The 13,979-nt window shown below is 28.6% G+C and carries 13 protein-coding genes; 12 read left to right on the top strand and 1 reads right to left on the bottom strand.

The genetic code is table 11. From position 1 onward, the window contains the following. Nucleotides 1-63: 63 nt before the first annotated feature. Nucleotides 64-2,007, top strand: a complete 1,944-nt coding sequence (locus MKD34_RS04830) for a KUP/HAK/KT family potassium transporter (protein WP_240218461.1) — start codon at nucleotides 64-66, stop codon at nucleotides 2,005-2,007. 35 nt (nucleotides 2,008-2,042) lie between these two features. Here MKD34_RS04830 and MKD34_RS04825 read toward each other — a convergent pair whose 3' ends face one another. Continuing rightward, entirely contained in the window at nucleotides 2,043-2,552 is a 510-nt protein-coding gene (locus MKD34_RS04825) for a lytic transglycosylase domain-containing protein (protein ID WP_240218459.1), read from the bottom strand. A gap of 467 nt (nucleotides 2,553-3,019) precedes the next feature. On the opposite strand from MKD34_RS04825, the gene MKD34_RS04820 reads away from it, so the two are divergent. The 11 genes from MKD34_RS04820 (at nucleotide 3,020) to MKD34_RS04770 (ending at nucleotide 13,969) form a co-directional block, all read left to right on the top strand. Next, nucleotides 3,020-4,369 carry a CehA/McbA family metallohydrolase gene (locus MKD34_RS04820; protein ID WP_240218457.1) on the top strand — a complete coding sequence of 450 codons (1,350 nt, stop codon included), beginning with the start codon at nucleotides 3,020-3,022 and terminating at the stop codon, nucleotides 4,367-4,369. Between the two features lie 115 nt (nucleotides 4,370-4,484). Beyond that, nucleotides 4,485-5,633, top strand: coding sequence for an L-threonine dehydrogenase (yiaY, locus tag MKD34_RS04815; protein ID WP_240218456.1), 1,149 nt, complete (start codon nucleotides 4,485-4,487; stop codon nucleotides 5,631-5,633). Between the two features lie 175 nt (nucleotides 5,634-5,808). Further along, entirely contained in the window at nucleotides 5,809-6,849 is a 1,041-nt protein-coding gene (locus MKD34_RS04810; protein WP_240218454.1) for an ABC transporter substrate-binding protein, read from the top strand. A gap of 8 nt (nucleotides 6,850-6,857) precedes the next feature. Next, nucleotides 6,858-7,622 carry an alkaline phosphatase family protein gene (locus MKD34_RS04805; RefSeq protein WP_240218445.1) on the top strand — a complete coding sequence of 255 codons (765 nt, stop codon included), beginning with the start codon at nucleotides 6,858-6,860 and terminating at the stop codon, nucleotides 7,620-7,622. Between the two features lie 14 nt (nucleotides 7,623-7,636). Beyond that, on the top strand, nucleotides 7,637-8,530 hold the full coding sequence (locus MKD34_RS04800) for an ABC transporter permease (protein ID WP_240218443.1): 894 nt from the start codon (nucleotides 7,637-7,639) through the stop codon (nucleotides 8,528-8,530). Further along, nucleotides 8,520-9,305, top strand: coding sequence for an ABC transporter permease (locus MKD34_RS04795; protein WP_240218441.1), 786 nt, complete (start codon nucleotides 8,520-8,522; stop codon nucleotides 9,303-9,305). The genes MKD34_RS04800 and MKD34_RS04795 overlap by 11 nt, the downstream gene beginning before the upstream one ends. A gap of 8 nt (nucleotides 9,306-9,313) precedes the next feature. Then, the gene (locus MKD34_RS04790; protein WP_240218439.1) at nucleotides 9,314-10,327 is read left to right on the top strand and encodes an ABC transporter ATP-binding protein; all 1,014 of its coding nucleotides are present in this window, start codon (nucleotides 9,314-9,316) and stop codon (nucleotides 10,325-10,327) included. A gap of 169 nt (nucleotides 10,328-10,496) precedes the next feature. Further along, entirely contained in the window at nucleotides 10,497-11,501 is a 1,005-nt protein-coding gene (locus MKD34_RS04785; protein WP_240218437.1) for a PhnD/SsuA/transferrin family substrate-binding protein, read from the top strand. A gap of 30 nt (nucleotides 11,502-11,531) precedes the next feature. Further along, nucleotides 11,532-12,338, top strand: coding sequence for a phosphonate ABC transporter ATP-binding protein (phnC, locus tag MKD34_RS04780; RefSeq protein WP_240218436.1), 807 nt, complete (start codon nucleotides 11,532-11,534; stop codon nucleotides 12,336-12,338). 10 nt (nucleotides 12,339-12,348) lie between these two features. Beyond that, nucleotides 12,349-13,152, top strand: a complete 804-nt coding sequence (locus MKD34_RS04775) for an ABC transporter permease subunit (protein ID WP_240218435.1) — start codon at nucleotides 12,349-12,351, stop codon at nucleotides 13,150-13,152. Beyond that, nucleotides 13,142-13,969, top strand: coding sequence for a PhnE/PtxC family ABC transporter permease (locus MKD34_RS04770; RefSeq protein ID WP_240218434.1), 828 nt, complete (start codon nucleotides 13,142-13,144; stop codon nucleotides 13,967-13,969). Before MKD34_RS04775 ends, MKD34_RS04770 begins: the two co-directional genes overlap by 11 nt. Nucleotides 13,970-13,979 lie beyond the last annotated feature (10 nt).

The following is a 13,979-nucleotide window of genomic DNA, read 5'->3' as shown; positions in this document are numbered from 1 at the left end:
AATATTTAAATGAAAATATATAAAGATAGCGAATAAAATAAAAAAAGGGAATGGAGGAAATGTATGTTTAAAAATAAGGATATAACAATAGGGTCTTTATTTGTGGCTCTTGGAATAGTTTACGGCGATATAGGAACCTCCCCTCTTTACGTTATGCAGGCTATTCTTTATACTAATAATAGTATCGCAACTAGAGAATTGGTCTTAGGTGGAGTTTCTCTAGTATTTTGGACACTGACGTTACAAACAACAATAAAGTATGTGGTGTTGACTTTACAAGCTGATAATAATGGAGAGGGAGGAATTCTTGCACTTTACGCACTTGTAAAGAGATATTTTAAGTGGCTTATAGTTCCGGCAATAATTGGAGTTGCAGCAATTTTAGCTGATGGAATATTGACTCCACCTATATCTGTAAGTTCAGCTATAGAGGGTTTGAATCTAATAGTTTTTCTAAAAGAGGATATAACTGTGATGATAGTGCTTATAATTATTTTATTACTATTTTCAGCTCAGAAATTTGGTACAGAAAAAATAGGGAAAATTTTTGGACCAATTATGTTTGTATGGTTTTCCATGATTGGATTTTTTGGAATAGTTCAATTGGTACAAAATCCGAGAATACTAGAGGGATTAAATCCATACTATGCTTTTAAATTATTAGCCAATGGAAACGTTCCATATATATTAGGGGCAGTATTTCTTTGTACAACAGGAGCAGAAGCACTGTACTCAGACCTTGGACACTGTGGGAGAATAAATATATATTATAGTTGGATTTTTGTAAAAATAACGCTACTTTTAAGTTATTTTGGTCAAGGAGCATACCTTCTTTCAAGGGAGGGGCATTCTTTTGTAAATAGTCCATTTTTCTTAATAATGCCCAAATGGTTTATAATACCGGGAGTTATAATAGCAACACTAGCAGCTATTATAGCCAGTCAAGCTTTAATATCAGGGTCATTTACTTTAATATCTGAAGCTATAAAGTTAAATATTTTTCCTAAGTTAGCTATAAGATATCCAACAAAAGAGAAGGGACAAGTATATATAGGAACTGTAAATAAAGCTCTTTGTATTGGGTGTGTAGGAATAATTTTAATTTTTAAGCAATCACAGAATATGCAAGCTGCATATGGACTTTCTATTACAATAACAATGCTTATGACAACTTTACTTTTATCTCAGTATATAAGATTTGTAAAAAATCAAAAAAAACTTTGGATTGTTGTTTTACTAGTTTTCGGAACTATTGAATTATCATTTTTATATGCAAATAGTTTTAAAATATTAAGTGGTGGATATGTAACTTTATTAATTACTGCTGCTTTAGCATTTGTAATGTATGTTTGGCAATATAGTTTTGAAATTAAGAAAAGATATCTTAAATTTGTAAGTTTAACTGATTATAAAGAAAATTTTAATATATTAAAAAACGATAGTGAATTACCACTTTATGCAGGAAATGTAGTTTATCTAACTAAATCTAAATTATGGAATCAAGTGGAACCAAAAGTTATATATTCAATATTTAATAATGATCCAAAGAAAGCTGATAACTATTGGTTTATAAATATAAATGTAACTGATGATCCATATACGAGGGAATATATTTTTAACAAAATAGAAGAGAATAGAATATTTGTAATAGATTTTAATTTAGGGTTTAGAGTATCTCAAGGAATAAATACAATGATGTTTCAAGTGATTCGTGATTTAATAAAATCAGGAGAGGTTGTATTTAAACCTAGAAATTATATGATAGACTATGAGAATTTGAAGGGAATAGGAAACTTTAAATTTATAATAATTGAAGAAGTGCTGGCTTTAGAAAATGATTTCTCAACATGGGACAGTTTTATAATTTCAACACAACTATTTATAAAGAAATTTACTGTTTCTCCTCAAAAATGGTATGGAATAGACACCAGTGTAGTTGATGTTGAAAAAGTTCCAATTCTATTTAGTAGAGGTTTACCTGATGAAACTTTAAAAAGAATAAAGTAATAAAAAAGGTCGTAACTATACGACCTTTTCTTTTTCTATGCTTTTAAATAGTTATATTCTTTCATTACTTTTTTAACATAGTTTTGAGTTTCTTTAAATGGTGGAATACCATTATACTTTTTAACATTTCCAATTCCAGCATTATAAGATGCTAGAGCTAATTTCAAATTATTATTTTGCTGTTCTAAACACCAAGCAATATATTTTGTTCCACCTTTTATATTAGCATTCATGTCATTAGGATTAACTTTCATAAGTTTTGCTGTTTTAGGCATAAGTTGCATTAATCCTCTTGCACCAGCAGTAGAAATAGTACTATGTTTAAAGTCACTTTCAACTTTTATTATAGCAGCAATTAATTCTGGTTCAACATCATGCTTTTCTGAATTCTCAATAATACTTTTATATATATTAGTAGCAGTTTTCTCAGTAGTGGTATTTTTCTTTACGTAATCTTTTATTTTATCTGAAGAGTTGTTTTCCTGAGAGAAAACGCAGATTGTTAAAATAAAAAATAGCGCAACAAATTTAAATATTAACTTCAATAAACCTCACCTCTTGTAAAAAATATCACATAGTTATTATAGCATAAAAACCAATAAAATAAAAGGAAACCGTGGGTCAACTAAAGTGTTTGACTACGATTTCCATGACTACTTGGTTATTTGTAGATTAAAATTTTTTTTATTTTTTTTGTAATCTTAAGCTTTCTAAATGTAAATTTTCTTTTAAGCTTTTTGTTTTTTCTTCTTTTTGTTTCATTAAATCTTTAATTAAAAGACTTTTTAAATCCATAAAAACACCCCCAATTATAACTCCCTTAATAAAATATATACTATATATTTATTAATAAATCAATATATTCTACATAAATATACAAAAAAAGGTTTGTAAATCTTTTTTTTGAGATAAAAAAATCTTATTAACATTAAATTTACTATAACTTAATTTTGCTTTAACATCTTTTTGATAAAATGGATATATTTACATAATATTAGGGAGGAGATTAAAGATGATATTTAAGGGAAGTTTTAATAATAATAAAAAAATTGAAAAATTAGAGTATAAATTTATGGTAACAAATGATATCAATAGAATATCTTTAAACTTAAATAAAGGGCCTTTTGAACACGTAATCATATCATTGGAAGATAGTGAAGGAAGAACTAGAATACTAACATCTTTTAAGACTAATAAGAAAAAATATTATTTAACAACACACTGGGAAAGTACTTCAAATTGTTGTATTCCAGGGGAGTTACCAGAAGGTGAATGGAAACTAAAACTATTAAAGAACTATGGTGTAGGTGATGAGTTTGAGCTAGAGATAAAAATTGAAAATGGAAATCTTATAAAAAAAGAAAATATGAAGAAGATAACTTTAAAAGAAACTTATTTGGATACTAAAGAGTGGTATGCAGGAGAACTCCATAATCATACAAATATATCTGATGGCAGGCTGTCTCTTATAGACATAAAAAAAGAAATAATAAAAAAAGAGATAGATTTTATATTTCCAACAGAGCATAACAGTGTTTTAACAAAATATCCAGATATAGATATCCCCGTTATACCTTCAACAGAGCTGACATTAGATAACTTAGGACACTTTAATCTTTTTGGTTTAAAAAAGTTAATAGATTATTATAATCACATAGATGAAGATGATACTAGAGAGATATCATTGGCAAAAATATTTAAAGAGGTTAAAAAGCAAGGTGGGTATGTATCATTAAATCATCCCTTTCATAATACTTCAAGAATGTTTTTAGGATTGTTTTATAATATTGATTTAAAAGATTTGGATTTTATAGAGGTAATAAACTCTCCAACAAGAGAAGGGAATAATCCATATTATGATAGAAAAGCATTAGAAGCATTGGATATGCTATGGAATGATGGACATAAAATATTTGCAGTAGGTGGAAGTGATAATCATGGAGAAAGTTTAGGAGATCCTTTAAATTATATAAGACTAGATAAGTATGAAAGTAAAAATATTTTAGAAAATATGAAGAAAGGAAGAATGTATGTTTCAAGAATTGGAGAGATAAAACTTAGAATGGAGAATAATGGACAAATTATCTATCCTGGAGATGAGGTCAAAGGTGAAATTAGTATAAAGATACTTTCTTCACAAACTTTAATTTGGAGAATTATTAAAAATGGAAAAGTTATAAATATGGTTGTAGGACAAGAGGTTAATATTTTTAATGAACTTAAAGAGGGAGAGTATCTAAGAATTGAGGGTGTATCAGAAAAAGATGAACCCATGGTAGTTATAAATCCACTATATAATAGTTTGAAAAAACCAGCTTTAGAAAAGTGGTTTCAAGTAAAAGATAAAATATGGGTAGAGTGAAAAAATTAGCTTGAATACTAATTCAAAATAATAAAAATAAAAAAAGTATTGATTTATAGTACAAAAAGAGTTATTATTGGTGTACACTAAAAAATACATTTATTAGGAGGCTATTATGTCATATGCTTTTTTCATGCCATCAATTTCTTATATGGGAGAGGGATGTATTAAAAATCTAGGAAATGAAATTAAATCGAGAGGTTTAAAAAAGTCTTTAATAGTAACAGATAAAATATTAGTAAATATTGGTTTAGTTAAAAAATTAACAAATGTATTAGATGAGAATAAAATAGAGTATGTTATCTTTGATGAAACAAAACCAAATCCAACAGTGACAAATGTTAATGATGGATTAAAGATGTTAAAAGATAATGGATGTGATTTTGTAATATCTTTTGGTGGAGGGTCACCTCATGATGCAGCAAAAGGGATAGCTTTAGTAGCTGCTAATGGTGGAGATATAAAAGATTATGAAGGGGTAGACAGATCTGCACACCCTCAACTTCCTTTAATGTCAATAAACACAACTGCTGGAACAGCTTCGGAAATGACAAGATTTTGTATAATAACAGATGAAGATAGACATGTAAAAATGGCTATAGTAGATAAAAATGTAACTCCAATTATAGCAGTGAATGATCCAGAGTTAATGTTAGATATGCCAAAGAGTTTAACAGCAGCAACAGGTATGGATGCTTTAACACATGCAATAGAAGCTTATGTTTCAACAATTGCAACTCCAGTAACAGATGCATGTGCTGAAAAAGCTATTGAATTGATTTCTAAAAACTTAAGAGATGCAGTATTTAATGGAAAAGATATTAAAGCAAGAGATAATATGGCTTATGCAGAGTATTTAGCAGGAATGGCTTTTAACAATGCTTCTTTAGGATATGTTCATGCAATGGCTCACCAGTTAGGAGGATTCTATGATTTACCTCATGGTGTATGTAATGCAATTTTATTACCTCATGTAGTTAGATATAACGCTGAGGTGTCAAAAGAGAAATTAAGAAAAGTTGCAATATTGTTAGGAGTAAATCCTCATATTTTAAATGAAAATAATTCAGCTGATTTAGCAATAAAAGAGATTGTAAAATTATCAAATGATATTGGAATTCCAAAAGGAATAAAAGAGTTAGGAGCTAAAGAGGAAGACTTTACTATTTTAGCAACAAATGCTTTAAAAGATGCATGTGGATTTACAAATCCTAAGCAAGCTACTTTAGAGGAGATTATTGAGATATATAGAAGTGCAATGTAAAAAATAATATGAATATTTTAAGTGAAGTGTCAGAAAATGTTTCTGGCACTTTTTTGTTTAAAATTTTATTTGAACTTTAAAAATAGTTTTTACAATTAATTTACTGATAATTTATTTTATATTAACAAGAAGGTGTTAAAGTAAGTTAGAATTAAAGTTTTAGGGAGGAGAAATGATGAAAAAATTTGTTTTATTGGCAACACTTTTATCAACTGTTTTAACTTATGGAGAAACTTTACAAGAGATTCAAGAGAAAGCACAAAAAGAAGGAGAAGTATTATCTGTTGGAATGCCTGATAATTGGGCCAATTGGAAAGATACTTGGAGTCAAATAAAAGAAAAATATAATATAAAACATAGTGATACTGATATGAGTAGTGCTCAGGAAATTGCAAAATTTAAAAATGAGGGAAAAAATGCCACAGCAGATATTGGTGATATAGGGGCAGGATTTGCAAATATAGCTCTGAAACAAGGGGTTACTCAACCATACAAAACAAGTTATTGGGAAGAGGTACCAGAGTGGGCTAAAGATAAAAATGGACATTGGATGTTAGCTTATACAGGAACAATAGCTTTTATAGTAGATAAAGATAAAATTCCAGAAAAGGATATACCTAGATCTTGGGAGGCTTTAAAAAATAGCAAATTTAAAGTAAGCCCAGGAGATGTAGGAACAGCAGCTCAAGCTTCAAGTGCCGTTTTAGCGGCAGCTTATGCATTAGGTGGAAATGAAAATAATATAGAACCAGCAATAAAGTATTTTGCTAATTTAGCAAAAGAGGGCAGAGTTTCAGCAGCTTCACCAAATATTCAAAACTTAGAAAAAGGTGAAGTTGAAGTTGGATTAATCTGGGATTTTAATGGTTTAAGCTACAGAGATTCAATTGATAAAGAGAGATTTGAAGTTTTAATTCCTTCAGATGGTTCTCTTATAAGCGGATATACAACAATAATTAATAAATGGGCAAAGAATCCAAATGCAGCTAAATTAACAAGAGAGTATATATTTAGTGATGATGGTCAGATAAATTTAGCTAAGGGAAATGCAAGACCAATTAGGAAAATTAATCTACCAGAGGATATAAAGAAAAGGATGATTCCAGATGAGCAGTATAAGAATGCAAGAGCTATTGAAAATCATGATGCTTGGGACAAAACTTCAAAAAATTTAGGAAGAGTTTGGCAAGAGGAAGTTTTAGTAAATAGAAAGTAGGAGGGATTATGAGGAAGTTAATTTTAGTTTTAATCGATGGTATGGGAGATCATGTAAGTCATAAAATGGGATATTTAAAAGCTTTAGAATCAGCTAATATGGGGGAAAAATTTACTTTATTAAGTGAGCTTCCAAGTCTTTCAAGACCACTTTATGAAACTATTTTAACAGGGAAGACTCCAATAGAAAGTGGAATAATAAATAATCAGATAAATAGAATGTCTAAAGAGGAGAGTATATTTTCTTTAGCAAAAAAAGCCAATTTGAAAACAGCAGCAGTTGCATACCATTGGGTACACGAGCTATATAACGGATCTTTCAATATAGAAGAGGATATTGAAGTTGAAGATTTGGAAAAAAATATAAATTATGGAAGATTTTATTGGGAGGATAGCTATCCAGATTCTCATTTATTTTCTTTAACTAATAAGCTTATAAAAGATAAAAATCCAGACTTTTTACTTTTACATACTATGAATATTGATGATGCAGGTCATAGATATGGGGGGCTTTCAAAAAAGTATGAAAATAGAGTTCACAAATTAAATTACTACTTCTCACACTATGTACCTATGTGGCAAGAGGCTGGATATGAGATTGTAATAACTTCTGATCATGGAATGGATGAAAAGGGAAATCATGGAGGAGATAGCAAACTTGAAAGAGAAGTTCCTCTTTGGATTTTAGGAGATATATCTAAAGATTATAAAGAGAAAAAAATAGATCAAAAAGATATAAAGAAAATATGTTGTGATATTTTAGGAGTAAGTTGAGATTGGAGGAAGCCTTGGAAAATATTTTAAAACTTGAGAAATCCAAAAAAATAAGTATACCGAAAAGAGGTTTAAAAGAGCATGAGAAAGGATTTTTAATTCTTATTCCTTTTATAATTTTAATAGGAATGTTTTTAATAACTCCTTTTATCTCAGTTTTCATAGGAAGTTTTTTAAATGAGTTTAGTGAGATTACTTTAGAAAATTATGAGTATATATTAAAAAGTAAATTTATAAAGCAGTCGATTTTTAATTCCATAGAACTTGCGGTAGTTTCAACTTTTATTGGATTATTAATCTCTCTTCAAGGAGCATACTCTTTAAACAGATTAAAAAATAGTTCAAAAAAGAATATCTTACTATTTATAAATATGCTTTCAAATTTTAGTGGAATACCACTTGCTTTTGCTTTCATAATTCTTCTTGGAAGTAATGGAGTGATGACAATTTTACTGAAAAATATTGGATTAATAGATGGGTTTGATGTTTATTCAAAGACTGGTTTAATGCTTATGTATATATATTTTCAGTTACCACTAGGATTACTTTTACTATATCCAGTATTTGATAGATTAGATCCTCAGTGGCAAGAGATGGTTAATATATTAGGGGGAGGAACATTCATATTTTGGAAAAGAGTTGGAATTCCAGTTATGTTAAAAGAGATTTTAGGAACAGTACTTATAATGTTTGCTAATGCCATGGGAGCTTATGCATGTACGTTAGCTCTAACAAATGGAACATACAATGTAATGACAATAAGAATTACTAGCTATATAGCTGGAGAGGTAGCTTATGAACCAGGTATAGCTAGTGCAATGTCAATACTGTTAGGGGGAATATTGATTTTTGTTGTAATAATAAATGAAGTGATGTTAAAAAAGAAAAGAGGAAGATATGAAAAATAAAATTCATATATGGATTGTAACAACTATATTAACGACACTATTTTTACCAATATTAGGGACATTGCTATACTCTTTAAGCACTAAATGGACTAATACTTTGTTACCTCAAAGTTTGACACTAAAATGGTATTTAGAAATTTTTCAAAATGAGATGTTTTTAAATGCTATTGGAAAAAGCTTTTGGATATGTTTAATCTCTCTGTTTTTTATAGGGATAGTGCTTGTACCAACTGTATTTGTAGCTACTTACTACTTTAGAAAAATAGAAAAAATGATGGAGTTACTGGTGTTAATTTGTTTTGCTGTTCCTGGTGCAGTTTCAGTTGTAGGACTTATAAAATTATATTCAAATGAACCTTTTAGATTGGTAGGAACAACATATATTTTAGTGGGAGTGTATTTTGTCTTAGCTTATCCCTTTGTTTATAGAGGGATAAAAAATAGTTTATCTGGATTAAATATAAAAGAGTTAGTTGAAAGTGCTAATATACTTGGGGCTAGCACAAAAGTAGCTTTTTTTAGAGTGATAGTTCCAAATATTTCAAAGGGATTGAGTGTTTCAATGTTACTAACTTTTTCTATGTTATTTGGAGAGTTTTTATTAGTAAATATGCTGGTTGGAGGAAAGTTTCAAACCGTTCAAATGTATATAAATAGCATAAAATCTGGATATAGTGGTCATTACTCAAGTGCTTTAGTAATAACGTATTTTGGGATACTATTGATGCTAACAACACTAGCTTTTTATATAGGAGAAAAAAATAATAGGAGATAGATAATATTATGAGTTTTATAGTTGGAAAAAATTTAGAGAAAAGATATGATAAAACCACAGTTTTTAAAAATATAAACTTTAATATAAAAAAAGGTGAGTTTGTAACACTTTTAGGACCATCAGGTTGTGGAAAATCAACATTGTTGAGATGTATAGCTGGATTAAATGAGATAAACAATGGAGATATTTATATTGATGGAGAAAATGTAACAGATAAATCAGCTAAAGATCGTGGTATAGGAATGGTTTTTCAAAACTATGCTCTTTTTCCAAATATGACTGTATTTGAAAATATAGCTTTTGGTTTAGAGATGAAAAAGTTAAAAAAAGGTTATATAGAGAAAAAAGTTGATGAGATGTTAAAGTTAGTACATTTAGAGGAGAAAAGAGATTTTTATCCAGCCCAACTTTCAGGAGGACAAAAGCAAAGGGTAGCTATAGCTAGATCTTTAGCCACAGAACCTAAAATATTGCTTTTAGATGAGCCATTATCAGCTTTAGATGCTAAAGTTAGAAAATCTTTAAGAGAACAATTAAAAGAGATTCAAAAAGAAACTAATGTTACAACAATTTTTGTAACTCATGATCAAGAGGAAGCTCTTACAATTTCAGATAGAGTTTTTATAATGGATAAAGGAAATATAGTTCAAGTGGGAACTCCAGAAGAGATATATACAAATCCAAAGACAGTTTTTATGGCTCAATTTATTGGAAATTATAATATTTTGAAAGATGAGGAAACAAGAAAAGTTTTTGGAAATGAAATATTTGGAAATATAGCTATAAGACCAGAGGCCATATATGTAAGAGAGCTTGAAAGAAACTATAATCTAGATGATTTCATATTAAAAAAAGGAATAGTTAAAGATTTTTCTATTTTAGGAAATGTAATCAGATATTTTATTGAATGTAAAGGTGTTAGCTTAAGAGTGGACCTTTTAAATAGAGGACTTGGAAAACTTTATGAAATAGGATCAGTTTTGGATTTGATGTTTTTGAAAAAGGAGATTAAATACTATTAACAAAACTTTTACCAAATTTTTATATTTGTTTAACATCACTGTGGTATTTTATATATAAATATTAAATATAATATGAATAGGTTGAGTTCTTGAGAAAACCCAAAGTATTAAAAAATATCTAGGATATTTTTTAATACTTTTTTTTTAAACAAACTTAGGAGGGAATTAAATGAAAAAAAAGTTATTAACAGTGGCATTAGGAAGTTTATTTTTTATGGGAATGAGTTTAGAAAGTTCAGCTTTTTTCGGAAAAAAAGAGGAGAAAATAGTTCTAGGATTTTTACCAACAGAAGGAAGTGCAGAATTCGAAGGGTTTAGAGATGGATTAGCTGCAGAAATAGAAGCTGCAATAGGTAAAAAGGTTGATATTAGGACTACAGATTCATATGAAGCTCTAATAGATGCGATGTTAGCTGGGGAAATGGATTTAGCTTTTAGTGGAGGAAATCAATATATAATGGCAAAGGATGATTCTAAAGGGAAAGAAAATATAGAAGTTATCTTTACATATGGACCAGATGGAGTTTTAGAAAAGGCGGGATATCAAGGATGGATAGCAACAAAGAAAGACTCAGATTTATATAAAGATATAAAAAAATCAGGAATTGGAGATGATTTAACTCCAGGTGGAAAAGATGAAATTGAAAGAATAAAAATGTTAAAAGATAAAAGATTTTCTTTTGTCTCATCATCATCGTCGTCAGGATTTAAAGTTCCAAGAGCTATTTTAAATAATACGTTTGGACCAGAGGGTACAAAAGAGATAAAAAATAAAGATGATTTTGCGAACCCACAAAAAGTTAATATTATGGATATAACATTTTCTCCAACTGGAGACCATCAAGGAAATATAAATCTTATCTATAATGGTGGAGTGGATGCAGGAGCATTTTGTGAGGGATATTTTGTAGATGGAGTAGATGCTAAAGGAATTGAAGATTTCTATATTTTAGCAAAAAGAATTGTACCAAATGGACCTGTTTGGGCTAATGTAGATAGTTTAGGAAAAGATAATCTTGAGAAAATAAAAGTTCATTTTAATAATTTGAGCTATGACAAAGCTTCTGAGGTAGGAAAACAACTTTGGACTTCAAAAGGAACTCTGTTAAAAGGAAAAAATGAGAAATTCTTATTAGTTCAAGATGGATTTTATGAAATATTGAGACAAATGTAAAAAATATAAAATTTATAAAGGGAGATGGAGATGAAAAAAACTATATTAGAAATAAAAAATCTTTTTAAAACTTATGATGGAAAGAAAAATGTATTAGAAGACATAAGTTTAGAATTTAAAGAGGGGGAATTAATATCAGTTATTGGTTCTTCTGGAGCTGGAAAATCTACATTTTTAAGATGTTTAAATAAAATGATTTCTCCATCTTCTGGAGAGATTTTATTTAATAATGAAAGTTTGGTAAAAGCTAATAAAAAAGAGATAAAAAAAATTAGAACAAAAATAGGAATGATATTTCAACACTATAACATTGTAAAACAACTTACAGTTATAGAAAATGTTTTACATGGTAAATTAGGTCAAATGAGTTCAATAAAAGGCCTTTTAGGTATTTATAGTGAGTGTGATAAAAAGGAAGCTTTTGAACTTTTAAAAGAGTTGGGATTAAAAGGACATGAATATAAAAAATGTGGAAATTTATCTGGAGGACAAAAACAAAGAGTTGGAATAGCAAGAGCTCTTATTCAAAATCCCCATTTAATTCTTTGTGATGAACCAATAGCTTCTTTAGATCCACAATCAGCTAAGGTAATTATGGATATATTAAAAGATATATCTGTAAAGAAGGGGATAACATGCGTTGCAAATTTGCATCAAGTGGATGTAGCATTAAAATACTCAGATAGGATAATAGGACTAAAAAATGGGAAAATATTATTTAATGGTCCTCCAAGTAAATTAACTCCAGAAATAGTTCATGAAATTTATGGAGCTAAACATGGTGAGCTAATAGTAGATGAAGAAGTTTCTATAACTTCAAATAAAGTTGTTGCTTAAGGGGAGATTGATGAAATTAGTAATAGATAACTGTATATTTAAAAGAAAGAGAAAGAAAATGATAGGAATTATTTTGATTACTTTAATAATATCTTTAGTTTTTATGATTTTATCAGATTTTCAAATTATTAAAGTAATAGAAGGTACAGGAAAAATAGGGGGATTTTTAAAACAATATTTTCCACCGAAGTTTATTGACTTTAAAAGTACTTTAAGAGAGTTATGGATAACAATAGCAGTGAGTATTGGAAGCACTGTTTTAGCGGCAGTTTTCTCATTTTTTATGAGTTTATGTACAAGTAAATCAATTGCTCTGAATAAAACTTTAGGAAAAATATTTACAGGTTTAGGGCTTGTGTGTAGAAATGTTCCTATTTATGTTTGGCAACTTTTATTGGGAATGATATTTTATATGGGAGGATTTTTCTTAGCATTTTTAATAATATTTTTAATATCATTAGGATTTTTAATTAGAGCTTTTACAGAAACTATTGATGAAACTTCTAGTAGTAGTATAGAAGCTTTAGAATCTGCAGGAGCAGATAAATTTGTAATTATAAAAAATGCGGTTATTCCAGATACAATAGCTCAACTTGTTAGTTGGACTTTGTTTTGTATAGAAACAAATATAAGAAGTTCATCATTAATAGGTTATTTAACAGGAGCAGGAATAGGATATTTAATCTCCTTTCACAGAGGATTTAAGAGAGATTTTAATACAACTTTAGGTCTTATTATAGTTATAGGTATAACTCTTATTTTATGGGATTTTTTTAGTAATAGATTAAGGGGGATAATTTTAAATGAAGATTAAAAATGGAAAAATTCAAATAAAAAATTACGACTTACAATACTGGGTATTACAAGGAGTAATCCTTTTTTTAGGAATAATAACAATTTATTCTTTTACAAAACTTGGTTTGACAGTAGAAAAACATAATCCAATATTTGATTCACATTATTACAGAGTGGGGCAAATGTTTGAAAGTTTTTTAAGATTTAATATCAATTTTAAAAAATATTTTAGTACAATGATTACATCATTTTTATCAACTTTTGGTCTTGCTTTTTTATCTACAATATTAGGACTCTTAATTGGAGGAGTTTTAGCATTATTTTCAGCTAGAAATTTATCTAACAAATGGTTAAGTGATGTTATTAGGGGAAGTAGTGCAGCAGTAAGGGCTGTCCCAACATTTTTAATAGTGTTACTGTGTATATCAATTTACGGAATGACAGGGACAAGTGCTGTTATAGGAATGACTTTTCATAGTACTGTGTTCTTTGTTAAAGTTTTAGGTGAAACTTTTGAAGAGGTTGAAGAAGGAACTTTAGAAGGAATAAAAGCCTCTGGAGGAAGTTGGTTAAATTTAATACACGCAGTAGTAATACCATCGAGTATTAATAAAATAGTAGCTTGGTCTGCTTTTAGGTTAGAAATAAATTTTGGAGTAGCAGTTATAATGGGACCATTTGCAGCAGTAAAAAATTCATTGGGATCAGATTTGAAAAAGGCAGTTAGTACATATAATTTTACAGAAATTTTCTTTACAATAGGAGTTATATTTATAACAATGTATGTTTTACAATATCTAGCAGATAGACTTAAAAGAAAAGCTAAGATAGATTAAGTTAGGAGGA

Origin of the sequence: Cetobacterium somerae (assembly GCF_022430525.1) — a bacterium.
Taxonomy (GTDB): domain Bacteria; phylum Fusobacteriota; class Fusobacteriia; order Fusobacteriales; family Fusobacteriaceae; genus Cetobacterium_A.
The sequence above is the reverse complement of the archived record's forward strand: the minus strand, read 5'-3'. Positions and strand labels throughout refer to the sequence as shown.

Bases quoted from the DNA above. Each gene is read 5' to 3' on its own strand.
- MKD34_RS04830 (WP_240218461.1), top strand. From the start codon at position 64: ATGTTTAAAAATAAGGATATAACAATAGGGTCTTTATTTGTGGCTCTT.
- MKD34_RS04795 (WP_240218441.1), top strand. From the start codon at position 8,520: ATGAAAAATAAAATTCATATATGGATTGTAACAACTATATTAACGACA.
- MKD34_RS04820 (WP_240218457.1), top strand. From the start codon at position 3,020: ATGATATTTAAGGGAAGTTTTAATAATAATAAAAAAATTGAAAAATTA.
- MKD34_RS04810 (WP_240218454.1), top strand. From the start codon at position 5,809: ATGAAAAAATTTGTTTTATTGGCAACACTTTTATCAACTGTTTTAACT.
- MKD34_RS04805 (WP_240218445.1), top strand. From the start codon at position 6,858: ATGAGGAAGTTAATTTTAGTTTTAATCGATGGTATGGGAGATCATGTA.
- MKD34_RS04785 (WP_240218437.1), top strand. From the start codon at position 10,497: ATGAAAAAAAAGTTATTAACAGTGGCATTAGGAAGTTTATTTTTTATG.
- MKD34_RS04770 (WP_240218434.1), top strand. From the start codon at position 13,142: ATGAAGATTAAAAATGGAAAAATTCAAATAAAAAATTACGACTTACAA.
- yiaY (WP_240218456.1), top strand. From the start codon at position 4,485: ATGTCATATGCTTTTTTCATGCCATCAATTTCTTATATGGGAGAGGGA.
- phnC (WP_240218436.1), top strand. From the start codon at position 11,532: ATGAAAAAAACTATATTAGAAATAAAAAATCTTTTTAAAACTTATGAT.
- MKD34_RS04790 (WP_240218439.1), top strand. From the start codon at position 9,314: ATGAGTTTTATAGTTGGAAAAAATTTAGAGAAAAGATATGATAAAACC.
- MKD34_RS04775 (WP_240218435.1), top strand. From the start codon at position 12,349: ATGAAATTAGTAATAGATAACTGTATATTTAAAAGAAAGAGAAAGAAA.